This window comes from Shewanella eurypsychrophilus, from assembly GCF_007004545.3.
Taxonomy (GTDB): domain Bacteria; phylum Pseudomonadota; class Gammaproteobacteria; order Enterobacterales; family Shewanellaceae; genus Shewanella; species Shewanella eurypsychrophilus.
In genome coordinates this window covers 3318346-3341812 of sequence record NZ_CP045503.2, presented here as the reverse complement: position 1 = coordinate 3341812, position 23467 = coordinate 3318346, and the positions used below count along the sequence as shown (strand labels likewise).

23 protein-coding genes and 8 tRNA genes are annotated in these 23467 nt (G+C 41.5%); 25 read left to right on the top strand and 6 right to left on the bottom strand.

The features are described from left to right. Positions 1-63: 63 nt before the first annotated feature. Entirely contained in the window at positions 64-690 is a 627-nt protein-coding gene (upp, locus tag FM038_RS14155; protein WP_142874024.1) for a uracil phosphoribosyltransferase, read from the top strand. Positions 691-803: 113 nt separating this feature from the next. Here the strand turns inward: upp and FM038_RS14150 are convergent, their stop codons facing one another. After that, complete coding sequence (locus tag FM038_RS14150) at positions 804-2123, bottom strand: Na+/H+ antiporter family protein (protein WP_142874023.1); 1320 nt, start codon at positions 2121-2123, stop codon at positions 804-806. Positions 2124-2433: 310 nt separating this feature from the next. On the opposite strand from FM038_RS14150, the gene FM038_RS14145 reads away from it, so the two are divergent. Beyond that, a complete protein-coding gene (locus FM038_RS14145) occupies positions 2434-3039 on the top strand; it encodes a peroxiredoxin C (protein ID WP_142874022.1) in 606 nt (201 codons plus the stop codon). Between the two features lie 123 nt (positions 3040-3162). On the opposite strand, the gene rnt is transcribed toward FM038_RS14145, so the two are convergent. Beyond that, complete coding sequence (rnt, locus tag FM038_RS14140) at positions 3163-3834, bottom strand: ribonuclease T (protein ID WP_142874021.1); 672 nt, start codon at positions 3832-3834, stop codon at positions 3163-3165. 141 nt (positions 3835-3975) lie between these two features. Between rnt and FM038_RS14135 the strand changes: the two genes are divergently transcribed. The 17 genes from FM038_RS14135 to FM038_RS14055 all read left to right on the top strand — a co-directional run bounded on the left by FM038_RS14135 (position 3976) and on the right by FM038_RS14055 (position 14885). Beyond that, entirely contained in the window at positions 3976-4845 is an 870-nt protein-coding gene (locus tag FM038_RS14135; protein WP_142874020.1) for a flagellar protein MotY, read from the top strand. Between the two features lie 613 nt (positions 4846-5458). Continuing rightward, on the top strand, positions 5459-7609 hold the full coding sequence (locus FM038_RS14130) for a prolyl oligopeptidase family serine peptidase (RefSeq protein ID WP_142874019.1): 2151 nt from the start codon (positions 5459-5461) through the stop codon (positions 7607-7609). Between the two features lie 168 nt (positions 7610-7777). Further along, positions 7778-8176 carry a tol-pal system-associated acyl-CoA thioesterase gene (ybgC, locus tag FM038_RS14125; protein WP_142874018.1) on the top strand — a complete coding sequence of 133 codons (399 nt, stop codon included), beginning with the start codon at positions 7778-7780 and terminating at the stop codon, positions 8174-8176. After that, entirely contained in the window at positions 8166-8855 is a 690-nt protein-coding gene (tolQ, locus tag FM038_RS14120; protein WP_142874099.1) for a protein TolQ, read from the top strand. The genes ybgC and tolQ overlap by 11 nt, the downstream gene beginning before the upstream one ends. Then, entirely contained in the window at positions 8855-9289 is a 435-nt protein-coding gene (gene tolR, locus FM038_RS14115) for a protein TolR (RefSeq protein ID WP_142874017.1), read from the top strand. The genes tolQ and tolR overlap by 1 nt, the downstream gene beginning before the upstream one ends. A gap of 3 nt (positions 9290-9292) precedes the next feature. After that, positions 9293-10252, top strand: coding sequence for a cell envelope integrity protein TolA (gene tolA / locus FM038_RS14110; RefSeq protein ID WP_142874016.1), 960 nt, complete (start codon positions 9293-9295; stop codon positions 10250-10252). 10 nt (positions 10253-10262) lie between these two features. After that, positions 10263-11591, top strand: a complete 1329-nt coding sequence (gene tolB, locus FM038_RS14105) for a Tol-Pal system beta propeller repeat protein TolB (protein WP_142874015.1) — start codon at positions 10263-10265, stop codon at positions 11589-11591. A gap of 34 nt (positions 11592-11625) precedes the next feature. Next, positions 11626-12168, top strand: coding sequence for a peptidoglycan-associated lipoprotein Pal (pal, locus tag FM038_RS14100; RefSeq protein ID WP_142874014.1), 543 nt, complete (start codon positions 11626-11628; stop codon positions 12166-12168). A gap of 19 nt (positions 12169-12187) precedes the next feature. Beyond that, the gene (ybgF, locus tag FM038_RS14095; RefSeq protein WP_195873055.1) at positions 12188-12916 is read left to right on the top strand and encodes a tol-pal system protein YbgF; all 729 of its coding nucleotides are present in this window, start codon (positions 12188-12190) and stop codon (positions 12914-12916) included. 279 nt (positions 12917-13195) lie between these two features. Beyond that, positions 13196-13271 (top strand) — tRNA-Lys (locus FM038_RS14090). A 253-nt stretch (positions 13272-13524) separates the two neighbouring features. Next, positions 13525-13600, top strand: a tRNA-Lys gene (locus FM038_RS14085). 61 nt (positions 13601-13661) lie between these two features. Continuing rightward, positions 13662-13737: transfer RNA gene (locus tag FM038_RS14080), tRNA-Lys, on the top strand. A 210-nt stretch (positions 13738-13947) separates the two neighbouring features. Then, positions 13948-14023 (top strand) — tRNA-Lys (locus tag FM038_RS14075). Between the two features lie 190 nt (positions 14024-14213). Beyond that, a tRNA-Lys gene (locus FM038_RS14070) sits at positions 14214-14289 on the top strand. Between the two features lie 117 nt (positions 14290-14406). Beyond that, positions 14407-14482 (top strand) — tRNA-Lys (locus FM038_RS14065). A 61-nt stretch (positions 14483-14543) separates the two neighbouring features. Beyond that, positions 14544-14619: transfer RNA gene (locus tag FM038_RS14060), tRNA-Lys, on the top strand. Positions 14620-14809: 190 nt separating this feature from the next. Further along, positions 14810-14885 (top strand) — tRNA-Lys (locus FM038_RS14055). A gap of 592 nt (positions 14886-15477) precedes the next feature. Here the strand turns inward: FM038_RS14055 and FM038_RS25310 are convergent. Beyond that, complete coding sequence (locus FM038_RS25310; protein ID WP_272877516.1) at positions 15478-15606, bottom strand: hypothetical protein; 129 nt, start codon at positions 15604-15606, stop codon at positions 15478-15480. 158 nt (positions 15607-15764) lie between these two features. On the opposite strand from FM038_RS25310, the gene FM038_RS14050 reads away from it, so the two are divergent. Beyond that, complete coding sequence (locus tag FM038_RS14050) at positions 15765-16907, top strand: DcaP family trimeric outer membrane transporter (protein WP_142874013.1); 1143 nt, start codon at positions 15765-15767, stop codon at positions 16905-16907. Between the two features lie 127 nt (positions 16908-17034). Here FM038_RS14050 and FM038_RS14045 read toward each other — a convergent pair whose 3' ends face one another. Both FM038_RS14045 and FM038_RS14040 read right to left on the bottom strand, forming a co-directional pair. Further along, complete coding sequence (locus tag FM038_RS14045; RefSeq protein ID WP_142874012.1) at positions 17035-17304, bottom strand: GrxA family glutaredoxin; 270 nt, start codon at positions 17302-17304, stop codon at positions 17035-17037. A 322-nt stretch (positions 17305-17626) separates the two neighbouring features. After that, complete coding sequence (locus FM038_RS14040) at positions 17627-18256, bottom strand: hypothetical protein (RefSeq protein WP_195873054.1); 630 nt, start codon at positions 18254-18256, stop codon at positions 17627-17629. A 439-nt stretch (positions 18257-18695) separates the two neighbouring features. On the opposite strand from FM038_RS14040, the gene FM038_RS14035 reads away from it, so the two are divergent. From FM038_RS14035 to FM038_RS14015, 5 genes are read left to right on the top strand one after another with little or no spacing between them, the layout of a single operon-like run. Then, the gene (locus FM038_RS14035; protein ID WP_195873053.1) at positions 18696-18854 is read left to right on the top strand and encodes a hypothetical protein; all 159 of its coding nucleotides are present in this window, start codon (positions 18696-18698) and stop codon (positions 18852-18854) included. Further along, positions 18854-19015 carry a hypothetical protein gene (locus FM038_RS14030; RefSeq protein ID WP_195873052.1) on the top strand — a complete coding sequence of 54 codons (162 nt, stop codon included), beginning with the start codon at positions 18854-18856 and terminating at the stop codon, positions 19013-19015. The genes FM038_RS14035 and FM038_RS14030 overlap by 1 nt, the downstream gene beginning before the upstream one ends. After that, on the top strand, positions 18996-20462 hold the full coding sequence (locus FM038_RS14025; protein ID WP_195873051.1) for a primase-helicase family protein: 1467 nt from the start codon (positions 18996-18998) through the stop codon (positions 20460-20462). The genes FM038_RS14030 and FM038_RS14025 overlap by 20 nt, the downstream gene beginning before the upstream one ends. Next, the gene (locus FM038_RS14020; RefSeq protein ID WP_195873050.1) at positions 20459-21529 is read left to right on the top strand and encodes a hypothetical protein; all 1071 of its coding nucleotides are present in this window, start codon (positions 20459-20461) and stop codon (positions 21527-21529) included. The genes FM038_RS14025 and FM038_RS14020 overlap by 4 nt, the downstream gene beginning before the upstream one ends. A gap of 40 nt (positions 21530-21569) precedes the next feature. Beyond that, entirely contained in the window at positions 21570-22181 is a 612-nt protein-coding gene (locus tag FM038_RS14015; protein ID WP_195873049.1) for a hypothetical protein, read from the top strand. A gap of 615 nt (positions 22182-22796) precedes the next feature. Here the strand turns inward: FM038_RS14015 and FM038_RS14010 are convergent. Next, positions 22797-23348 (bottom strand): recombinase family protein, encoded by a 552-nt coding sequence (locus tag FM038_RS14010; RefSeq protein ID WP_195873048.1) that lies wholly within the window; start codon positions 23346-23348, stop codon positions 22797-22799. Positions 23349-23467 lie beyond the last annotated feature (119 nt).

Genomic DNA, 23467 nt, shown 5'->3' with positions numbered 1-23467 from the left:
GAACAAATCAACTAAAATCTTGAGAATTTGCTTGTAATAATGCCAGACAATCAGGAGAAAAAGATGAAAGTCGTTGAGGTTAAACATCCTTTAGTACGTCACAAAATAGGCCTAATGCGCGAAGGCGACATCAGCACTAAGCGATTCCGCGAGCTTGCTGCGGAAGTGGGTAGCCTACTGACTTATGAAGCTACTGCTGATTTTGATACCGAAACTGTTACCATTGAAGGTTGGAATGGTCCGGTAGAAGTTGATCAGATTAAAGGCAAAAAAGTCACCGTTGTACCTATCTTGCGTGCTGGTCTTGGCATGATGGACGGCGTACTTGAGAATATTCCTAGTGCGCGCATCTCAGTAGTGGGTATGTACCGTGATGAAGAAACATTGGAGCCAGTGCCTTATTTTGAAAAGCTAGCCAGTGACATGCCTTCTCGTATCGCACTCGTGGTTGATCCTATGCTGGCGACAGGTGGCTCAATGATCTCAACCATTGACCTGCTTAAAGACCGTGGTTGTACTGCAATTAAAGCTCTGGTTCTTGTTGCTGCACCAGAAGGTGTTGCGGCGCTAGCGAAAGCTCACCCTGATGTAGAGCTTTATACTGCCTCTATAGATGATTGCCTTAACGAGCAGGGATACATTCTTCCTGGTCTTGGTGATGCGGGTGACAAGATCTTCGGTACTAAGTAATACACAAAGTCGTTGTACGTTGAGTCAATAACTGATTCAAATGCAAACATTAAAAAAGGAGCTAAATAGCTCCTTTTTTGTTTTTATCCTTCCTAGCACCTAGCACCTAGCACCTAGAGCACCATAGCTGCTATCCAGCCAAATATTAATAGCGGGATGTTATAGTGGATGAAGGTTGGAATAACACTGTCTTTAATATGATCATGCTGTCCATCGGCGTTCAAACCTGCTGTTGGACCTAATGTTGAATCCGAAGCTGGAGAGCCAGCATCACCGAGCGCCGCAGCGGTACCTACCAGTGCGATAGTCGCCGTTACCGAGAAACCAAAGCTCATGGCCAGCGGTACATAGATAGTGGCGATGATAGGAATGGTCGAGAATGAAGAACCAATTCCCATCGTGATTAATAAGCCGACGATTAACATCAAGAAGGCGGCTAATGCCTTATTATCGCCAATGATGCTGCTTAACGAGTCAACAAGCGAGCTGACATCGCCAGTCTCTTTGACTACTGCTGCGAAGCCTGCTGCTGAGATCATGATAAAACCAATATTGGCCATCATACGCACGCCTTGGTTAAACACATCCTGATCGGCTACATGTTTAAGTGCACCAGAGAAGCTAAAAATAATAAAACCAATCAAGGCACCGAAGATCATCGAACCGGTAAGCAGTTGTACTGCCAGAGTTGCTGCAATTGCAACAACGGCTATGGCGATATTCTTAGTGTTGACCCCTTCTTCAGGTTCTGCTGCAAGGATGACCTCTTCTTTATATTCGCGGGGCTTTCTGTAACTGATAAAGACCGCGACCAACAAGCCTGTGATCATTCCAAGGGCGGGGATTAACATGGCCGTTGGGATCTGCTCACGTACAGCATCAAGGTTATTGCTATTGAGGTTCGCCAGTAAGATATCGTTTAAAAATATACCGCCAAAGCCGATGGGCAAGATCATATAGGTCGTTACCAGACCAAATGTCAGTACACAAGCTACCAGTCGTCTATCTAACTTGAGCTTAGACATGACATGTAATAGTGGCGGAATTAAGATTGGAATAAATGCGATATGGATAGGCAACAGGTTTTGCGAAGAAACGGCCATGGCTAAAATGGCGAGTAGCAAGGTCCAGCGCACGCGGTTCATGTTGGTGCTATTATGCTTTTTACCGAGTGTGGAAATGACTCGCCTGGAGATCAGTGTTGTTAATCCCGAGTGAGATAAAGCAACTGCAAATGCACCGAGTAGGGCATAACTTAATGCAATTTGAGCCCCACCACCTAAGCCGGTATTAAATGCATCGACTGTGTGTTGAAGGTCCATCCCTCCAACTAGGCCGGCGACCAGTGCACTAACTGTCAGTGCGATGACAACATTGACTCGAGCTAGGCTGAGACCCAACATGAGGCAAACGGCGATAACAACAGCGTTCATAGAAATAGATTCTTACTTTTTTTAATTTGGCACACATTCTTGCCTAGCTTAGTAATGCTTGTCCAGTATTGCGGGAATTTATCTGACAATTTTGAGATGTTGTTAATGCTATGTGGAACATGATCGATGCTAAATGTAAATAACCTCAATATTAGTATGCTTATTGCGACGGCTATTTAAGCTAAGAGATTAATTATCAATTAATAAAGGTGATATTCATCCCAAAAAGCTTGTGTGCTAACCAACACTGCCTATAATGCCATAAGATTTAAACGAAAAACGTTTTTCAATCCATAGATGGAGATATAAAATGAGCGTATTAGTAGGCCGTCCGGCACCAGATTTCACTGCAGCAGCTGTACTTGGTAACGGCGAAATCGTTGATAGCTTTAACCTAACCGAAGCAATTAAAGGCAAGCCAACGGTAGTTTTCTTCTACCCACTTGATTTCACTTTTGTTTGTCCATCTGAGCTGATCGCTTTCGATCACCGCATTGAAGAGTTCAAGAAGCGTGGCGTAGAAGTGATTGGTGTTTCTATCGATTCACAGTTCACTCACAATGCATGGCGTAACACTCCAGTTGCTGAAGGCGGTATCGGTCCGGTTCAGTACACTCTTGTTGCTGATGTTAAGCATGAGATTTGTAAAGCATACGACGTTGAGCATCCAGAAGCGGGTGTTGCTTTCCGTGGTTCTTTCTTGATCGACAAAGAAGGCATGGTTCGTCATCAAGTCGTTAACGATCTTCCACTAGGTCGTAACGTTGATGAAATGCTACGTATGATCGATGCACTTCAGTTCCACGAAGAGCACGGTGACGTTTGCCCAGCTGGCTGGGAAAAAGGCGATAAAGGTATGGACGCAAGCCCAGAAGGCGTTGCTTCTTACCTAAGTGACAATGCAGACACGCTATAATCATCGATTATTGGAAGTGTTAGCATAAAGAAAAGCCGCGATTATCGCGGCTTTTTTGTGGCTGTTATCTAAGATGATAAAAACGGCCATGAGGCCGTTTTGTCATTAAGCGTTATACGGTATCTATTTTGTCTGTTCAGATGCTTCATCAATGTCATGGTTTACAGCCAAAGGCCAGCCGCCGAGTGCTTTCCACTTGTTGACGATATGACAAAACAATTCAGCGGTTCTTTCAGTATCGTAGAGTGCCGAATGTGCTTCGCGATTATCAAAGTCGATACCAGCGATAGAGCAAGCCTTAGCGAGAACCGTATGACCTAAGGCTAAGCCGGACAGCGCTGCAGTATCAAAAGTGGCAAAGGGGTGGAATGGGGTACGCTTCAAGGCGCAGCGTTCAATGGCTTGAGAGACAAAGCCGTGATCAAATGCGGCATTGTGTGCAACTATGATGCTTCTATGGCAACCAACAGCTTTTTGGGCTTTTTTGACTTCTTTAAAAATTTCTAGAAAGGCTTCTTTCTCACTGACAGCACCACGCAGTGGATTGGTTGGATCTATGCCATTAAACGCCAGCGCTTCAGGCTCTAAATTGGCACCTTCGAAAGGTTCTATGTGATAATGCAGAGTTTTGTCTAAACTTAGTACACCTTCATCATCCATTTTCAGCATGGTGACGGCAATTTCAAGCAACGCATCTGTTTGGGCATTAAAGCCTGCAGTCTCGACATCGATGACAACAGGGAAGTAGCCCCTAAAACGGTGATTTAATTTATTGGCGTCGCAAATATCGCTCATTAATGTGTCCAAGTAGTTATCAGGCCGCTATTATGATCTAACTGTTTATTGCTGTCATGTCTGAATGGCTACTTTATGAGCTAAAGGTATGGAAAAGTGTGCCGATAGCATTAAGTAATAGAATTAATACGAGTACCAGATATGTGGCTTAGAGTATTGTTAGCGTCAACATTGTGTCTGCCCTTTTTTGCGACAGCAGAATTGCGTCATTATGTTGCCTCTCTCGATCAATCTCAGTGGAAACTGAGTGGTAATACTCCCATCATCTGTCGCCTCGAGCACGATATCCCTTCCTATGGTAAAGCCGTTTTTACCAGTATTGCGGGCAAAAACCATAATTTAAATTTTAGTTTAGATATGTGGGTTAAGCCCGATCAAGTGACCCAAGCTACATTAATGAGTATGGCACCGGCCTGGCGGCCTGGGATTTTATCAAAAGAGATCACAGAGCTTACTTATCAGAAATACTTCAGTGGTGAAGTGCCGCGTAATGCAGCCTGGTCAATGCTGGCAGAACTTGAAAGAGGCATGCAACCAACTTTCTATTATTCAGATTGGTATAACGAATCGAATAAAATCGCAGTCGGACTTTCAGCGGTTAACTTTACTCGTAAATATGGACAGTTTAAGGCTTGTTTAGCAGGTTTATTGCCTTATAGCTTCGATGATATTGCATTTACGGTATTAACCTATGAGTTTGGTGGCTCTGAACTTACTCGCTATGCGAAAGCGCAGATAGCTAAAGTACAGGAATATTTAGCCTATGATCAGCAAGTGGAGCTTGTGTTAATTGATGCTTATACCGATAGCTATGGCGGGCGTTCAGTTAACCAAAAGATTTCAGAGCAAAGAGCCGATACCGTTAAGAAGTTCTTTATATCTGCAGGTATAGAGCAAGATAGAATATATACGGTAGGTCATGGCGAGAAGCGCCATGTTGCTTCCAATGACACAATAGATGAACGAGCCAGAAATAGACGAGTAGTCATTAGGATTAGTAAACCTATGTGAAGAGTGATTTGATAGGATATTGCATACAGCGAATTTCTTAGTGATAAGGCCCAGTTTAGAAGCTGGGCTTTTTTTTACCAAAAATTTGTACATCATCCAACTTCAGAATTACAAGCAAAAAAAAGCCCGCTTAATTAAGCGGGCCGCAAATAAATATATTGCAATCAACAAATTGAAGGAAGGAAGTCAAGCATAAGAACCAGGGATAAATTCACGTGTTAGACACGGGAATTAAGAGTTCTTGTTTTCATATCTGCGAAACAGATACTTCCTGAAAACGAGACGAATTATAGTGTCATCCTTAATAACTGACAAACTAGAAAAAATACCATTTTGCATAAGTTTATCTAATGATAGGTTGCTATGGGTATTTTGATAAATTCAGTCATATAGCCTCTTTCCGCTTGGTTAAGCAAAATATTTGCATAATTCAACGTACTGTTTAATTAATCCGTGTTACAGGGTTATTAACTTTTTCTTTTTTTAATTGGTAAGCATAAATTTTCTTTCATTGATTCACTATTAATTGCTTGTATAGTGGCTGCCTTACTGAGTTTTTGACTCAGAGCGAAACATAATAATAAACAATGATATCAGTAGCAGGAAGGCAACCATGATATTTGAAAGCAAGATGAAGAAACGTCACCTTTTAGTCGCGAGCTTATCGTTGGCGTTAGTAGGGTGCCAGGCAGCACAGCAAGAAGCAGAGGTTATTTCTCCTTTAATCGCTGTCGCAGGGGATACCGTTGAGACCATTCATGGCGTACAGGTCGCCGACCCTTATCGTTACCTAGAACAAGAGTCAGAGTTGACGAGTTCCTGGGTCAAGGCGCAACAGGTGGAAGGCAAAGCTTACTTAGCGAGTATTGCTAATAAGCAAGCTGTCGTAGACCGTATCACTGAACTTTGGAACTATGAAAAAGTATCGGCCCCATTTGAGCATGGTGAGAATACCTTTTATTACCGCAATGATGGCCTTCAGGCTCAATCTGTTCTATTTGTGAAAACAAAAGACGGACAAGAAAAGGTTGCGCTAGATCCTAATGGCTTATCTACAGACGGTACCGTTGCTTTATCGGGCGTTTCTGTCAGTGGTGATGGGATGACGTTGGCTTACGGGGTATCAAAGTCTGGCTCAGATTGGCAGCAATGGCAGTTTGTCGATGTGATGACTGGAAAAGTGCTTAAAGATGAGCTTAAGTGGATTAAATTTTCTAGTGCGGTATGGAATAAAGACAACACGGGAGTCTACTATTCACGTTATGACGCCCCTCAAGGCGGTAATGCGCTGGCAGATGTTAACTTTAATCAGAAAGTATATTTCCATCAGCTTGGTACTGAACAAGTTAGTGATAAACTGATTTATCAGCGTCCGCAGAATAAAGATTGGGGATTCAGCGCTGATGTGTCTGAAGCCGGTGATTATCTGCTTATTTCCATTTCGCAGGGTACCGACAGCAGGAACCGTTTCTTTTATCAATCTCTGATTGATTCATCTGATGTGATTGAGCTGATCATCGACCTTGAAGCTGAATACAGCTTCCTTGGTAATGACAAATCTGTTTTTTATTTTAAAACGGATCTCAATGCCCCCAATGGCAAAGTGATTGCGATTGATGTTAATCGTCCAGAAAAGGGGAACTGGAGAACAATCGTTGCGGAATCAAGCGATCCTATAAGTGACATAGCCATTATTAATGATCACTTGGTGGTCAGCTACCTTCATGATGTACTGGGTAAGCTTTCTATTTTCAGTATGAATGGAGAAAAACGCCAAGACGTGACATTACCTGGGAAAGGTAAGGTCGCAGGCCCATACGGCAAGCGTACTAAAGATTACTTTTACTATGTTTTCAATAGCTATGTTCAGCCTAAAACCACCTACAAGTTTGATTTTAAAACTGGCCAGTCAACATTGTTTGTTGAGCCTAAGGTGTCATTTAATCCTGATGACTACATATCAGAGCAAGTTTTCTATAGCAGCAAAGATGGGACGCGTGTACCTATGATGCTGTCTTATAAGAAAGGCTTGGAAAAAGATGGTGCGAATCCAACGTTACTTTATGCCTATGGTGGCTTTGCTATTTCACTGACCCCAAGGTTCAGCCCAGCAAACATTGCATGGATGGATATGGGGGGAGTTTACGCTGTGCCTAATTTAAGGGGCGGCGCCGAATACGGTGAAACTTGGCACAAGGCTGGGATGCTAGATAAGAAGCAAAATGTATTTGATGACTATTATGCAGCGGCTGAATATCTCATTGATGAAAATTATACCAATAAAACTAAGCTTGGTGCTTATGGCCGTAGTAATGGTGGATTGTTGATGGGAGCAACGCTCACTCAGCGTCCTGAACTATTTGCTGCAGTACTTCCTGCTGTGGGTGTACTCGATATGCTTAGGTTCCAAAAGTTTACTATTGGTTGGGCCTGGACGAGTGAATACGGTAGTGCAGATGTGGCTGAACAGTTCCCAGCATTATTGGCTTACTCGCCTTACCATAATGTGAGTAAGCGTAGCTACCCAGCGACTATGGTAATGACTGCGGATCATGATGATCGTGTTGTACCTCTTCATAGCTTTAAGTTTGGCGCTATGATGCAGGCAAACCAGCAGGGTGAAGCCCCAATTATCATGAGAATTGAATCTAAAGCGGGTCATGGTGCAGGTAAACCAACCTCAATGAAAATTGACGAGTTTGCCGACATCTATAGCTTCCTATTTGAAAGTTTTGGATTAAAAATACCAGCAAAAGTTAACTAAAAAATCACTTTTGGTAAATTGAGTAAAAAAGAGCAGCAGTTGCTGCTCTTTTTTATTAACAATATTTTACGTATATAGCGCTTATCTAGGTTGAGCGGCCATTCACAATTGGTTTGGGTCTAGGTATAGTAGTCCATTATTTTAAATCTATGATTGGCACCAAAATTTATGTTTCGTTGGCCTATTTCTGTTTATTACGAAGATACCGATGCTGGTGGCATTGTTTACCATTCAAATTACCTCAATTTTTTTGAACGTGCTCGAACCGAATGGCTTAAAGCAATTGGTGTGAAGCAAACTGAGTTATTAGCTGATGATATAGTTTTCGTCGTTAAAAAGGCTGAGTTAGATTTTTGTCGTCCGGCAAAATTTGAGCAAGAACTGATTGTTGAATCTGCGGTCATAGAAATGAAGAAAGTCTCTTTGGTATTTAAACAAAGATTAATTGACGAGCAAGGCGTGACATATTGTGAGGGCAAGATATTAGTTGCTTGTATCTCTTTGTCGCGTATGCGACCCCGTGCCATCCCGCAAAACATAGTTCAGGAGTTAAATGGTGGAAGCTGATATTTCATTTATTGGGTTATTCTTACAAGCAAGCTTATTAGTTAAATTTGTCATGCTCACCTTGATGAGTCTATCGGTGATGTCTTGGGCTGTTATTATTCAGCGCCGAAGTTTGCTTAACTCAGCGAAGAAAAATGCGCTGAAGTTTGAAGATAAATTTTGGTCTGGTGTCGATCTCAATAAACTTTATAAAGAGATTTCTGCAAGACAAGACAGTAATTCTGGTCTGGAGACTCTGTTTCATACAGGATTTAAAGAGTATGCCAGATTAAGTAAGCTTAATGACAAGGTACCGGGTGCGGTGATGGATGGAAGTTACCGTGCTATGCGTGTTTCTCTATCAAGAGAGATGGAAAAGCTTGAACAAAGTCTACCATTACTTGCCACCATTGGTTCAACTAGTCCTTATATTGGTCTTTTTGGTACTGTTTGGGGGATCATGAACTCGTTTATCGCCCTTGGTGCTGTTGAAAATGCCACGCTCGCAATGGTTGCTCCAGGTATTGCAGAAGCACTGATTGCTACGGCTATGGGTCTGTTCGCAGCTATTCCTGCCGTTATCGGTTATAACCGATTTACCACGCAAGTGGACAGTATCGAGATGTCATATGCAAACTTCATGGAGGAGTTCTCCAGTATTTTGCATCGTCAAGCTTACAGTGAAAAGGATGAAGGCTAATGCAACAGGGCTATCAGCGTAAACGCAGACGTCCGGTTGCTGAAATCAATGTCGTGCCTTATATCGATGTCATGTTGGTATTATTGATCATCTTTATGGTGACCGCACCAATAGTGACTCAAGGTGTGAAGGTTGATTTACCTCAGGCAACCTCAGAATCACTGCCCGCGGACAGTAAGCCGCCAGTGGTTGCATCTATTAATGCAGACGGTGATTACTTTCTTGATGTTGGCAGCTCGAGTTCAAAAGAGACGTTGGATTTAGAAGATATAGCCATTCGTGTAGGGGCGATCATTCAGCTAGAACCTGAGCGTCCAGTGGTTGTCAAAGCCGATAGAAGTATCGCTTATGAGAAAGTCATTCAATTAATGGTGACTTTACAAGGCGCAGGTGTGCCATCGGTTGGCTTGATGACAGATTCACCAGGAGAGTAGTCGGTGGCAGATAAGTCTAATTTTACGTTACCTTTAGTTATTTCAGCTGGTATTCATATTGGCGTGCTAATTGTGCTTGTTATGGGAGTGGATTTTTCTGAAAAGCCAAAACCACAACCTCAAGCCAGTGCGCCAGTCGTTCAAGCTTTTGTAGTCGATCAGAAACAAATTACTCAACATGTAGAGAAACTAAAAGCTGAGAAGAGAGAGACACTGAGAAAAGAGAAGGTGCGCCAAGATGAGCTCGATAGGCAAGCCAAATTAGCGGTTCAGAAACGTGAGCAAGAACAAGCGAAAATTAAAAAGCTTGAGCGAGAACGAAAGCAAAAAGAGATAGAAACTAAAAATGCCACTGCCGCTGCGAAAGCAGCGCAGTTAAAACAGAAACAGGAAAAGCAGAAAGCGCAAGAAGCCGAAGTCTTTCGTAAGCAAAAAGAGAAAGAGCGTAAAGCTTCTGAAGAAGCAGCTAAGAAAGCCGCAGATAAGCGTAAACAGGAAGAGGCTGCAGCGAAAAAAGCTGCCGATGAGCGTAAGCGTAAAGAAGACGCTGAGCGCAAACGAAAGGCTGACGCTGAACGAAAGCGTATTGCAGAAGAGAAAGCCAGACAGCAGCAGGAGCAGATGATGCAAGATGCATTGGCGGCTGAGCAGGCTGAGTTATCGCAGACTCGTAATAAGCAGGTGATGAATGAAGTACAACGTTATACCAGCATGATAAGGGCTACGATCCAACGTAATCTAGTGGTTGATGAATCGATGCGTGGCAAAACTTGCCGAGTATTCGTTCGTTTAGCAACTGATGGCTTTGTTACTGGCACCAAAATACTGTCTGGGGATCCCGTGGTGTGTCGTGCCGCTAAAGCAGCCATCAACAAGGCGGGACGATTACCTGTTTCAACAGAACCTGATGTGTATAACAAGCTCAAAGAAATTAATTTAACAGTACAACCGGAATTCAATTAATAGAGGTCCTATGAAGATTTTAGGGAAATGGCTCTTTTTAGGCCTGATTATTTTAAGCTCACCAGTAAAAGCAGCATTAGACATAGTGATCACAGAGGGTGTCGATGCTGCTAGGCCCATCGCGGTCGTGCCGTTTGTTTGGCAAGGGGCGGGCATAGCACCCGAGCAAATATCGGATGTGGTGATGTCAGATTTGATCCGCAGTGGCACATTTAACCCGCTAGACGAACTCAGTTTACCGCAACGTAATATAAGCAATGTGTCGCAGTTTGTTGCAAAGGATTGGTCTAACATTGGTGCTGAAGCGGTTGTTATGGGCGCGGTTAAGCCATATGGCAATGATCAATACCTAGTGACTTTTGATTTGGTTGATCTTGTAAAAGCTCAAATGCAACAAGGGAATGGCCCACAGTCTAGCAATGAGTATCTCATTGATAGTCGCGAAACCGTTATTTCAGCGGCACAGTTTAGGCAGTATGGTCATCGGATTAGCGATCTCGTTTATGAACAGTTAACGGGGATCCGTGGGGCATTTTTGACTCGCATTGCTTATGTGGTGGTTAAACATGGTGAAAAGTCTCCTTATCAGTTAATGATATCTGATTATGACGGCCATAATGAGCAGATGCTTTTACGTTCTCCGGAGCCTCTAATGTCACCATCATGGTCACCAGATGGCCGCCAGCTTGCTTATGTGAGTTTCGAGAATAGAAAAGCTGAGATCTTTGTACAGGATATCTATACGCAGGCTCGTAGTAAGGTAACCAGTTTTGCAGGGATCAATGGAGCACCAGTATTTTCTCCTGATGGAAAGAAACTGGCCTTAACCTTGTCGAAAGATGGTCAACCAGAGATATATGTGGTCGATATCAACACTAAAGCGTTAAAGCGTGTCACTAACCATTATGCAATCGATACTGAAGCTTCGTGGTTTCCTGATGGTAAATCGCTCATATTTACTTCTGAGCGTGGTGGTCGTCCTCAAATTTATAAGGTGACACTTGCTACGGGGAAAATTCAAAGGCAGACTTTTGAAGGTGAGTGGAACTTAGGTGGTTCAGTTGCACCAGATGGTCGCAGCATCATCTTCGTTAATCGCACAAACGGTAAATTTAATATTGCAAGAATGGATCTCGAAACGCGCTTTATGCAAGTGTTAACCACAACGCGTCTCGATGAGTCACCGAGTGTCGCACCAAATGGCACTATGGTGATATATGGAACAACCCATCAGGGTAAGCAAGTTTTAGGGGCTGTCTCTACGGATGGAAGGTTTAAAGCAAGGTTACCTGCTGGTCAAGGGGAAGTTAAGTCTCCCTCATGGTCACCTTTTCTCTAACAATTTTAACTATAAAAAATATTAAGGATTTAAAATGGATCTCAATAAGTTGTTTAAAGCTATGTTGGTTGCACTACCGATTATGGCTCTCAGTGCGTGTAGCTCAACTTCTGAATCTGAAACTGATTCAACGAGTTCTGGCTCAAATTCTGGTTCGGGAAGTGAATTGGCTACTGGTGGAGTTGAAACTGGCGGTGTGGCACCAATATTGACTCCTGCAGAGCAGCAGCGTTTAAAAGATCAGGAGCTTCGCAAAGAGCACATTATCTATTTTGATTTTGACCGAAGTGCTGTATCTGCTCAGTTTGCAGAGGTGCTTCAAGCTCACGGTAACTATTTAGTTGAGCATCCAAATGTTCGAGTCATGATTGAAGGACATGCCGATGAGCGTGGTACACCAGAGTACAACATAGCTTTAGGTGAAAGACGTGCTAAAGCGGTTGCTAAATACCTTCAAGGCATGGGTGTACTACCTAGCCAAATGAGCATTGTCAGCTATGGTGAAGAGAAGCCACTGGATATGTCTCGTAGCGATGACGGTTTTGCTATTAATCGTCGTGCAGTCTTAGTTTACTAATTGTTTGGTAGGTTTATCTATGAAAAGTGCCGTATTAGTAACGGCAATTCTTCTTAGTATAGGTGCGGCATCAGCCGCACCCGCACCGGTCGCAGATGCTACCGGTAATTCTACTGAAGATAGAGTTGCACGATTAGAAAGGATCCTCCAAGCAAAACAGCAGTCTGAGTTTCAAACTCAACAGCGCTTGGATACGCTACAGCAAGAAGTGCTTGATCTACGTGGTCTCAATGAACAGCAAAGTTACCAAATAGAACAGATGCTACAGCGTCAACGTCAGATATATGAAGAGATTGCTAACTTATCATCAAAGTCCACACAGCAGGTAAGCATAACTACACCTATTGGGGGGGCACAAACGCCTGCTTCTACCCTAGGCGAGACCGCAAGTTATGAACATGCAGTAAATCTGGTTTTAAAACAGAGAAAGTATGCTGAAGCTATCCCTGCGTTTCGTTCTTTCATTAAACAGTACCCAGACTCAACTTATACTGCGAATGCAAACTATTGGTTAGGACAGCTCTTGTATAACAGCAGTGACTTTGAACCAGCAAAGCAAGCCTTCGATACAGTGGTGAATAGCTTTAAGGATTCAAATAAACGGGGTGATAGCTTAGTGAAGCTTGGGATGATTGCTGAAAAGACGGGAAATGTATCATCTGCTAAAATTTACTATCAGCAAGTACTCAAAGAGTATGCGAATAGTGCCGCAGCCCGCTTAGCACAACAGCAGTTGTCTGCTCTTTAATCCTTATTTATCCAAAAAACATACTCTTAGTTTGTTTTTCATGCAAACAGCAAGAAATGTAAAAAATGCACTTGCAAGAGAAGATGAAAAAGGTATTATAGGCGCCCTCAGAGCGGCAGAGTCGCTTGAGGGTCTTGAGTTAAACAGTTTTCGAATCGTTTATCACGAGATATTACTACTAAGATGGGCCGTTAGCTCAGTTTCTTATAGAAACAGACTGTTGGCTTTTAACCGGGTGATAATCGGTTATTAATTCTTAATTATCAGCAATACCAGAAAGGGCCGTTAGCTCAGTTGGTAGAGCAGTTGGCTTTTAACCAATTGGTCGAAGGTTCGAATCCTTCACGGCCCACCACTTCTCCTGGTGGTAAAAATGGAGAAGGTAGAGATAGATTAGTTCGGTTGATGCTTTGAATAAGAGCGCAGTTGGCTTTACTATTAACTACCAAATTGGTCGAAGGTACGAATCCTTCATGGCCCACCACTTCTTTGAAAGTGTACAGCTTATGTGTAGCATGAGCGGTTAAATTCAAAACCACTCTAGCTGAAAGTGGACTTGTTCATTGCGATGAAGAAGCAAATTTAGAGTTTAATAGCAATACCAGAAAGGGCCGTTAGCTCAGTTGGTAGAGCAGTTGGCTTTTAACCAATTGGTCGAAGGTTCGAATCCTTCACGGCCCACCACTTCTGAGGTGGATTTGTTATTTATGACAAATGAATTCAGAAAACAAAGTAATACCAGAAAGGGCCGTTAGCTCAGTTGGTAGAGCAGTTGGCTTTTAACCAATTGGTCGAAGGTTCGAATCCTTCACGGCCCACCACTTCTTGAAAGTGTACGATTTAAATTAATACTTAAACCGTTAAATTCAAAACCACTCTTCTGAAAGTGGACTTGTTCATTGCGATGGAGAAGCAAATTCAGAATGCGTTGCCAGAAAGGGCCGTTAGCTCAGTTTCTTGTAGAAACAGACAGTTGGCTTTTAGCTAATGATAGTTAGCTATTAATTTTGATATATCAGCAATACCAGAAAGGGCCGTTAGCTCAGTTGGTAGAGCAGTTGGCTTTTAACCAATTGGTCGAAGGTTCGAATCCTTCACGGCCCACCACTTCTCCTGGTGGTAAAAATGGAGACGGTAGATAAGATTAGCTCAGTTGATGCTTGTAATAAAGAGCGCAGTTGGCTTTACTCTTAACTACCACATTGGTCGAGGGTTAGAAACCTTCACAGCCCACCACTTCTGAGGTGGATTTGTTATTTATGACAAATGAATTCAGAAAATAAAGCAATACCAGAAAGGGCCGTTAGCTCAGTTGGTAGAGCAGTTGGCTTTTAACCAATTGGTCGAAGGTTCGAATCCTTCACGGCCCACCACTTCTTGAAAGTGTACGATTTAAATTAATACTTAAACCGTTAAATTCAAAACCACTCTTCTGAAAGTGGACTTGTTCATTGCGATGAAGAAGCAAATTCAGAATGCGTTACCAGAAAGGGCCGTTAGCTCAGTTGGTAGAGCAGTTGGCTTTTAACCAATTGGTCGAAGGTTCGAATCCTTCACGGCCCACCACTTCTGAGGTGGATTTGTTATTTATGACAAATGAATTCAGAAAATAAAGCAATACCAGAAAGGGCCGTTAGCTCAGTTGGTAGAGCAGTTGGCTTTTAACCAATTGGTCGAAGGTTCGAATCCTTCACGGCCCACCACTTCTCCTGGTGGTAAAAATGGAGACGGTAGATAAGATTAGCTCAGTTGATGCTTGTAATAAAGAGCGCAGTTGGCTTTACTCTTAACTACCACATTGGTCGAAGGTTCGAATCCTTCACGGCCCACCACTTCTGAGGTGGATTTGTTATTTATGACAAATGAATTCAGAAAACAAAGCAATACCAGAAAGGGCCGTTAGCTCAGTTGGTAGAGCAGTTGGCTTTTAACCAATTGGTCGAAGGTTCGAATCCTTCACGGCCCACCACTTTCTTAGTGGGATCCTAACTCTGGTTCAAATCGATTTTCATTTCTAAAATTTTGCTATTATATCATCCACCCAATTAGTAATTCAGAACATTAAGCAATACCTGAAAGGGCCGTTAGCTCTGTTGACTCCTTGTAAGTGAATAGGCAGTTGGCTTGCTTTTAACTCTTTTCACATATGAGAAGCAATTGGTCGAAGGTTCAAATCCTTCATTCTTGGTAATAAAAAACCACCACCACCTCTAGGTGGATACCCCTTACTCTGGTTCAATATACTCTTTATTTAAATCTCTTAGTGAATATCTTCATAAACCCCAAATCTATCCAGTAGTCATTTAAAACAAAGCAATACCTGAAAGGGCTGTTAGCTCAGTTGACTCCTTGTAAGTGATATGCAGTTGGCTTGCTTTTAACTCTTTTCACATATGAGAAGCAATTGGTCGAAGGTTCGAATCCTTCATTCTTGGTAATAAAAAACCACCACTTTCTGAGTAGAATCCTAACTCTGGTTCAAATCGATTTTCCTTTCTAAAATTTAGTGATATACCAGCCAGTTAGTAAATCCAAATAAAGTAATACCAGAAAGAGGGCTGTTAGATCAGTTGACTCTTTCTGTATGGAAAGGCAGCTGGCTTTACTCTTAACCCTTGTCCCATAGAAGGCAATTGGTAGAAGGTTCGCTCTTCACTATTTAACACATCTATCAATGTACTCCAGGGCATGTTACCCCTAATACTAATCGGTATAATTAATGTCCCTAGCTTATCGTATCAGTTTTTGCTGTTATACTTTTGTCTGATAGACGTATTGCTAATGTTGTTTAATTGTTATCTAGTTCATATTCTTGTAAATAATATAATAATGATATGGGAGATAGACAATGAGACAAGCAAAGATAAGTCTTGTAGCCATGGCGACTATGCTAGCAGTCAGCTCTGGTGCTCAAGCAGGTGATACTGAGTTTAAATTTGGTGGTTATGTTAAAACCGATGTGATGTTTAGCGATTACAGCAACGGTGCTCCGGACTCAGGCAATCTTTCTCGACAGTTTTATGTACCTGGTACGATTTATGGTGATGCAAGTAACGGCAACCAAGTTGTTGACTTTCAAGCACGTGAATCTCGTTTCAATTTTAAGACCAGCACAGATCTCGATGGGCATAAACTAACAGGTTTTATCGAGCTTGATTTTATGACTCATTCCGATGGTAACGAGCGAGTATCTAACAGCTACTCTCCCCGTATCAGGCAGGCTTTTGTCAGTTATGACAACTGGACAGTGGGTCAGACCTGGACAACCTTCCAAAATCCTGGTGCATTACCTGAAAACTTAGATTTTGTCGGTGCCGCAGAAGGTACGCCATTCGTGCGTCAAAGCATGGTGCGTTATACCAACGGTGGTTTCCAGTTTGCGATTGAAAACCCAGAAACAACCGTTACACCCAATGGCGGTGGCAATCGTATCACTAGTGGTAGTGGTATGGTGCCGGATTTTGTTGCTCGCTATAATTTCAAGACAGAAGCTGGTGCTAAATTTACCGTGGCGGGCTTAGCTCGTCAGCTTAATATCGAGCAAGATGACCTCGATAGTCAGGAGATGGGCTACGGTGTGAGCTTTACGGGCGTGATCCCTGTAGGCAGTGATGATATTAAACTCTCAGCAACAGCTGGTGATGGTTTAGGGCGTTACATGGCGCTTAACTATGCCAATGCTGGTGTATTAGACGAGAATGGCGATATAGAGACAATTAGCTCATATGGTGGCTTCGCATCTTACCGTCATTGGTGGAATGATAAGTGGCGCTCTAGTTTCACCCTTTCAGGTTTTAAGGCTGATAATAATGAATCTTTAACGGGTGGGGGAGTAAACAAGGAATCTTATTCTGGCTACGTTAACTTACTTTATTCACCTGTTAAGCCATTAACGGTTGGTGTTGAATATATGTATGCAGAAAACACCAAACAAAATGGCGACAATGGCGAGTTAAATCGAGTGATATTCTCGGTGAAATATGTGCTTTAACGGTTAAATCTGCATCAAACGGATTAAAAGTTAAATATACAGCAAGATCAAAAAAGGAGGCATCAGCCTCCTTTTTCATGCTCTTTACAAACTGTAGTTCAGTTTGAAAAGAGAAAAATCTATTGCACTAGACAGCTGCTGCAAGAAGCTGGTTGTCTCTTACGTACTGTTCAAACTCGGTGCAACCACCAACGTGCTCTTTGTCTACGAAAATCTGTGGCACAGTTTCGACCGGCTTACCGACTGTTTTTTCAAGATCAGCTTTGCTGATCCCTTCTGCATGAATATCGACATACTTGAACTTAAAGTCATCACGAGATTCAACAAGTTGCTCAGAAAGTTGTACGGCTCTAACACAGTATGGACAGCCAGGACGGCCAAAAATTACAACAAACATATTTGATTAACCCTACAATAATTGAGTGAGGCTTTATTCAGCCGATGCAGTATTTTGCCTGCAATTTTTGTTTTTGTAAATGGTGAGTCTTTCACGCTGGGTAACTATTTGAATATAAATTACAATTATTTAATTGCGATTAATGACTGGACAAAATTGGCTAGCAAACTGATGATTATACCGTTTGCTGTTGATGGGTCAGAGGGGAGAATACTTTGATTGATAGCAGATAGTGCACATCGATAACGAAAGCCTCTCAAAAAGCTCTTAGAGGCTAAGCACGCTAGACTGTATCAAGGAGGGAAGCGTGATCTTGGTGCGGCTAATTGGATTTATCCCAAAAGGCAGTAACATCTCTTTTGACTTCATTCTGTAACTTTTTAAAAGCCAGAGATATTGTATCTGTCTTTTTTGATAGTAAATCAGTTTTTTCTGTTTCCAAGCTTTCCACAACGCCCTCTAAAATATCATCATATTGAAAGTTAGTAGACTCCATTGGCTTAGTATCAATCTTAGGAAAGTATATTTTTATTAACGTTACTATTTGAGAACAATTCTCAGTTATTTTATGGCCTGACTCAAAGAAAATATTAAATTGAATTTCTCGCTCTTTTATATTAAGAGCTTTTAGCTCTTTACTTCCTGATTTAACAAGTTGAAAATGTAACAATCTGAATTCAGATTCAACATCTTGAGATAAAAGGTGTATTTTTTCAGCTTTATCCTGTTTTCTTTCATACTCCTTAGTTTTCAAATTATGTTCATGCTGTTCCCTTTGCCTTTCATCAAACCGCCATTGACTGAATACAACAACTGAAACAGCCACTATAGCCGTACATAGAGCCGCTTTAAGGCTGTTATCCAGTGTTGAAACCATATTCGATATCTCAGGATTACCAAGAGCTATCACTACTACAGCAAACAAAATAAAGAAGCCTACAACAATACGCATACATCTGATTCCATTCTGAAAACTGTATCAATTCTAATCTAAATATATTCATGAAGATAGAAGAAGAGACAGAGCACATGATTAAACACATTGGCGTAGGCCAACGATTGCTTGATCACTCGAATCTACCAACTGAACTACATCACCTAAAAGCCCCCCTACCAACATTTATTTTCAGACTTTTTCATTTTTCCATCCTATTACCTACATATAGAACCACTACTACTGTTTTATTCCTCTGATTTCATCCCTATAGCTATGAAACGCACGTTAAACACGTAAGTTCGTTATCAACCACCTTTGTAAGGTGTTGATTTTGTTCGGATTGAAAGAAAGGCTAACCAGATGCTTGGTATCTGAACGATCTCACACTCTGATTTTTATAAATACATACAACCACTACCACTTATTGAACAAAAACTACCTCAAAGGGGAGCGTATGAACAAAACAACGATGATCACTGGCCTTTTACTGGCAAATGAGAACCTACCGAAAGAAAAGAAGCTAAAACAAGCTGTTATAGCTGTTGAAACCAGCTCCAGCCTAGCAATGGTAGGCAAGGTTAAATCTCAAATGAAAGCAAGAGGAGAGCTGTAATGGCTAAACGAATGACACTAGAGCTACCTGATGAACTTGCTGATTTTGTTGATGAAATCTACAAGGGTAAAAGCCCGCAGGCAACAATCAAACAAATACTAAAAGATATTAAAAATAACAAGACTATCCAAGGGGTTAACTATGGGCGTAGCACAAAATAACATTGAACTAAGTGAAGAAGAGCAATTATTAAACAAGCTTTCAGACGCAATACAACAATCACAAGGTGCTGATCCAATCGCCATATGTGAGGGCGTTTTAGGTGATTGGCGTTATGTATTTGAGGATCAGAAATTTCTCAATATCAAAACAGGTATCAAGCGCAATAAAGAGAACTTTACCGATACTTTCAGGGACAAATTACCAGTTAGTACACGTGATGATGGATCGGTTCAGTACGGTTCACCCGTTATTGCTTTTCTACACGGCAAATTCTTTGATGGTATCAGAGGAGATTTCACTGAAATGGATAGCACAAGACCCACAGGTGATGTAGTGGATCGGCATGGTTTCAGTATGTTGAACAGTTACATAGATAGAGGTGTTCAAGGCGTTCAAGGGGACGTTTCAAGGTTTCTCGATCTGCTAGATAAACTGTTCAAAACAGAGCAAGATAAAACGCTAATATTGCAAACAATGAACTGGATAATCACCCACAGAGGCGATCCAAAGAACAGGCTAAACTTTTGCCCTGTAATTATTGGTATTGAGGGGAACGGCAAGACCACAATCGTTAATATCATAAAACGGGCTATTGGAGAGGAGTATTTCATTTCACCAATGGCTAGTGATCTTGACTCACAATTCAATGGGTATATACAGAACAAAATCCTGTGTAATTTTGATGAGTTGAAAGAGGCTCAATGCAACACCATTGCAGAGAAATTAAAGCCTTGGATAACTAACGATACCATTTCTATCAGAAAGATGAACACAGACACGTTCAGCGCCACCAACACCACAAATTTCATTATCACCACCAATAATGTGAACGCCTTAATGCAACACAAGGGCAATACTAGGTTTTGTAATTTCTTAACTACTCACCAGCAAAATGATATGGATGCATTTAATGCAATGTTTGGTGGTGAAGAAGCAAAGGGCGATTACTACGATGACCTGTATCAGTGGTTGGATAATGGGGGTTATGAAAATTGCATTCACTACATTCTTAATAGTGTCGATATGACAGGATTTTCAGGTAGAAGAAGGGCACCAAAAACAAGTGTGCATGATGAATTTCTCAACCAACAAAAAAGTAATAACGACCTCAAGATTGAGGAATGTTTAGAAGATATGCCAGTGTTCACCACAGAACAGTTTGCTGATAAGTGGAAAGCTAACGGATACGGCAACGCACCAAGCCCAAAAGTGCTAGGTAGTGCACTAGAGCGGATGGATTATTGGAAATCACCACAAGGTAAGCGGGGACACAGGATCACACTTGCAAGCGGTGAGAGTGCGACTGTGTATCACCCCAAAACATTTTCAATCGATAAAGTTAAAATTGTATATGCGTGTAGTGATGTTACCTACAGCCAAAGTAATGATCCAAAGGATAAAACTGATGAGCTAACAAGCGAACTGATAGGGGGGCTTAAAAAATGAGAGATTTATTCAATTTAGCAATCTTATCAGATAGCAGAGATTGGGAAGGTAACAGAACCCAAATGGCTAAGACCTTTACGCCAAAAGGTAAAACAAGTTATGCGAACGCTTATACCTTTGATCATAATGAGGTACAAGTAACCGACATAAATGAGCTACACGACCTGCTAGTACTGTTAGAAAGTAATCATAGTGTCTGTGTAGTAAGAGCCAAACCAAATGCCGTAGGCGTTCACCAGCGCACCCTAGAAAACATGACTGAAACGAGCCGTTTATGGGTATGTTTGGATTTCGATACTGTACCGTTACCTGACCACCTCAACAGTGATAAAACCAACGGTGGTGTTTTATCTGAATACTTGATCCAAAATCATTTAAACAATCAGTTTCATAATGCTAGCTATCATTGGCAATTCAGTTCTAGCCACGGCATGGACAATTTTGAAATGATCAAAATGCATTTATGGTTTTTTGTTTCTGAACCTATGGGGTGGCGTGATTGGGATAGGTATTTTGATTATCACGGTGATACGGTTGATAGATCTGTTTTCAGAACTGTTCAAGTTCATTACACGGCTAACCCAACATTTATAGATGTGGTTGATCCTGTACCTGTTAGATCTGGGCTAGTGCACAAGAAACCACTAGCCATGATCCACAAGTTAGAACAGCCGTTATATGTTGAACAAGCACCAGAAACAAAAACCACAATGACATTAGAAGAGGCCGAAAAGCTTATCAGTATAACCACTGATCCTAAAGTTAAAATGATGGCTAAAAGTTACATTCAAGACCTAAAACTAGAGGCTAGCAAAAAGGCATTAGAACGGGTTAATCTACTGAACGATATAATAAATCGGAACATTGGCAAGCTACACCATGTTGATATTCAAAAGTTAATGGCAGCTTTAATAGCTGGTAGATATGATGATAGTGAAATCATGCTTTGTTGTTCAAAATGCTTGAGCCAGAATTCAGGATCTGATCTCACTAAGCTAATGGCCGATATTAAGAAAGCAGGTGCCAAGTGTGGTTACACGACACTAAGAAAATTTGCAGGTAGGTAACAATGTAACCTTGAATGCACCCTTTTCTTTAGGGGGTATCATGGCTGCAACCCTTGTTGTGGTTGGATTTCACTGCTTTAAAGAGGTAAATGAAACCAATGTAACCTATCCGCTACCCTTAGTGGGTGGGGCTGTGGTGGGCTACCTACTTTTATTTTTCCCTATATATAAGATTTTAGGTAACATAGGTTACAAATACCTCGAAAACCCACGACACTACTGCGTTTCAGCATGTTACCAACCACATTTTTTAGGTGGCATTCTAGGTTACATGCAACCTAGAAAGCGTATAACTACAGAACACAACAACATAAATGAAAAGGATTTCATTATGAACCAAGATCTATATCAAGAATTATTCAAGAACACAGAAACCAAAGCACAGCTAAACGCTCGCCTTGAGCGTGAGGTGTATAAGCCCACTAAATCGAACACAGAGCAACAAAAGCAAATCATACAGCCATTAGATGTGTTTATGGATAAGTTCGGCACTGATGAGCACACTTGCCTTAAATCAATTGATGATATGTATTATGAGCATATAGCCAAGCAAGCAAACCCTGTATCGGCACAAGAGAACGAACCACGTGATCAAGTAATCCAGAGATTGAAATCAAATCCTGAATTGATGAACACTATCAATAAACCATGATATGCCTATACATCACAGTGTTACTTCGAGGATCACTACCTATGTTCGCATAGCACTATCTATTGCTCCTAAACGCTACCTTTACCACGTTGCCCACGTTGCCCACGTTGCCCACGTTGCCCACGTTGCCCACGTTGCCCACGTGTAGCTATGTTGGCATTCAATACAGATAATAAAATATCATGCTAGTGGACTTGTTAATCAACATTCTAGATCAGCAAGCCCCCTATACAGGGATATAGGTAAACACGGCACAAACCCACTAACCCCATTCAAAATATGGATTTATTTTTTATATGGCTAAGATGGTAATTCGTTTTTGTTATCAAATACCACATAGAAACCCAGTAACTAAGATCACTAAATGATAATGGCTTATGTTATCTTATGTATTCTAGGTTTTGGCTAAACCTCAAACCTATTGATACCAATGCTTACAGCTGATCTACTGGATCTATGCATAAGATTTTTAGTAAGGTGCTCTAAATACATAAAACTACCCGTAAGGGTTAAGTACTACATCGAAAACTATGAACTAAGCCCATAAAAAAGCAGCTCACTTTTAAAATGAACTGCTTAAAATCTGGCTTAGTACCTGCCTGAAATCTCATCTAATTAAATCATTTCTTTCTTTACTCGCTGTACTGTAGAAACCCCACAATCAAGCTCAGCGGCTATCTTTCTAATACTCATACCTTGAACCAATAACTCTTTAATATCGCTGTGCTTGGCTGTATTGGCCTTTCTACCAGTGTAAATGCCTTTGCTCTTTGCTTTGGCGATCCCCTCTGCTTGCCTCTCATTGATCAATGCTTTCTCGAACTGTGCAATTGAGCCCAACATGTTAAGCATTAGCTCAGCAATTGGTGATGTATCCTCAGCATTGAACACTAAACCCTCTTTAATGAACTGAACAGTGATACCCGCATTGTTCCAAGATTTAACCATTCCACGTAGATCATCAATAGAACGCGCTAATCTATCAATGCTATGAACAACAACGGTATCACCTGAACGCACGTACTCGATCAACTGCTCAAGTGCTGGCCTGTTAGTTGAACCACCTGAACACTTATCAGTGAATACTTTATCTAACTCAACATTATCCAGTTGGCGATCTGTGTTCTGCTGAACTGATGAAACTCTCACATATCCAACTTTAGCCATTTTGTACCCCTTACTGTGTTCATTTGCCTCTAGAGATTATGATAATGCCGTATTCACCTCTGGATTTCAACCCTAATGAACACGGTATGCGTATTCACCTTGTTGTGTTCGTATGAGTA

Bases quoted from the DNA above. Each gene is read 5' to 3' on its own strand.
- upp (WP_142874024.1), top strand. From the start codon at position 64: ATGAAAGTCGTTGAGGTTAAACATCCTTTAGTACGTCACAAAATAGGC.
- FM038_RS14150 (WP_142874023.1), bottom strand. From the start codon at position 2,123: ATGAACGCTGTTGTTATCGCCGTTTGCCTCATGTTGGGTCTCAGCCTA.
- FM038_RS14145 (WP_142874022.1), top strand. From the start codon at position 2,434: ATGAGCGTATTAGTAGGCCGTCCGGCACCAGATTTCACTGCAGCAGCT.
- rnt (WP_142874021.1), bottom strand. From the start codon at position 3,834: ATGAGCGATATTTGCGACGCCAATAAATTAAATCACCGTTTTAGGGGC.
- FM038_RS14135 (WP_142874020.1), top strand. From the start codon at position 3,976: ATGTGGCTTAGAGTATTGTTAGCGTCAACATTGTGTCTGCCCTTTTTT.
- FM038_RS14130 (WP_142874019.1), top strand. From the start codon at position 5,459: ATGATATTTGAAAGCAAGATGAAGAAACGTCACCTTTTAGTCGCGAGC.
- ybgC (WP_142874018.1), top strand. From the start codon at position 7,778: ATGTTTCGTTGGCCTATTTCTGTTTATTACGAAGATACCGATGCTGGT.
- tolR (WP_142874017.1), top strand. From the start codon at position 8,855: ATGCAACAGGGCTATCAGCGTAAACGCAGACGTCCGGTTGCTGAAATC.
- tolB (WP_142874015.1), top strand. From the start codon at position 10,263: ATGAAGATTTTAGGGAAATGGCTCTTTTTAGGCCTGATTATTTTAAGC.
- pal (WP_142874014.1), top strand. From the start codon at position 11,626: ATGGATCTCAATAAGTTGTTTAAAGCTATGTTGGTTGCACTACCGATT.
- ybgF (WP_195873055.1), top strand. From the start codon at position 12,188: ATGAAAAGTGCCGTATTAGTAACGGCAATTCTTCTTAGTATAGGTGCG.
- FM038_RS25310 (WP_272877516.1), bottom strand. From the start codon at position 15,606: ATGCCCTGGAGTACATTGATAGATGTGTTAAATAGTGAAGAGCGAACC.
- FM038_RS14050 (WP_142874013.1), top strand. From the start codon at position 15,765: ATGAGACAAGCAAAGATAAGTCTTGTAGCCATGGCGACTATGCTAGCA.
- FM038_RS14045 (WP_142874012.1), bottom strand. From the start codon at position 17,304: ATGTTTGTTGTAATTTTTGGCCGTCCTGGCTGTCCATACTGTGTTAGA.
- FM038_RS14040 (WP_195873054.1), bottom strand. From the start codon at position 18,256: ATGCGTATTGTTGTAGGCTTCTTTATTTTGTTTGCTGTAGTAGTGATA.
- FM038_RS14035 (WP_195873053.1), top strand. From the start codon at position 18,696: ATGAACAAAACAACGATGATCACTGGCCTTTTACTGGCAAATGAGAAC.
- FM038_RS14030 (WP_195873052.1), top strand. From the start codon at position 18,854: ATGGCTAAACGAATGACACTAGAGCTACCTGATGAACTTGCTGATTTT.
- FM038_RS14025 (WP_195873051.1), top strand. From the start codon at position 18,996: ATGGGCGTAGCACAAAATAACATTGAACTAAGTGAAGAAGAGCAATTA.
- FM038_RS14020 (WP_195873050.1), top strand. From the start codon at position 20,459: ATGAGAGATTTATTCAATTTAGCAATCTTATCAGATAGCAGAGATTGG.
- FM038_RS14015 (WP_195873049.1), top strand. From the start codon at position 21,570: ATGGCTGCAACCCTTGTTGTGGTTGGATTTCACTGCTTTAAAGAGGTA.
- FM038_RS14010 (WP_195873048.1), bottom strand. From the start codon at position 23,348: ATGGCTAAAGTTGGATATGTGAGAGTTTCATCAGTTCAGCAGAACACA.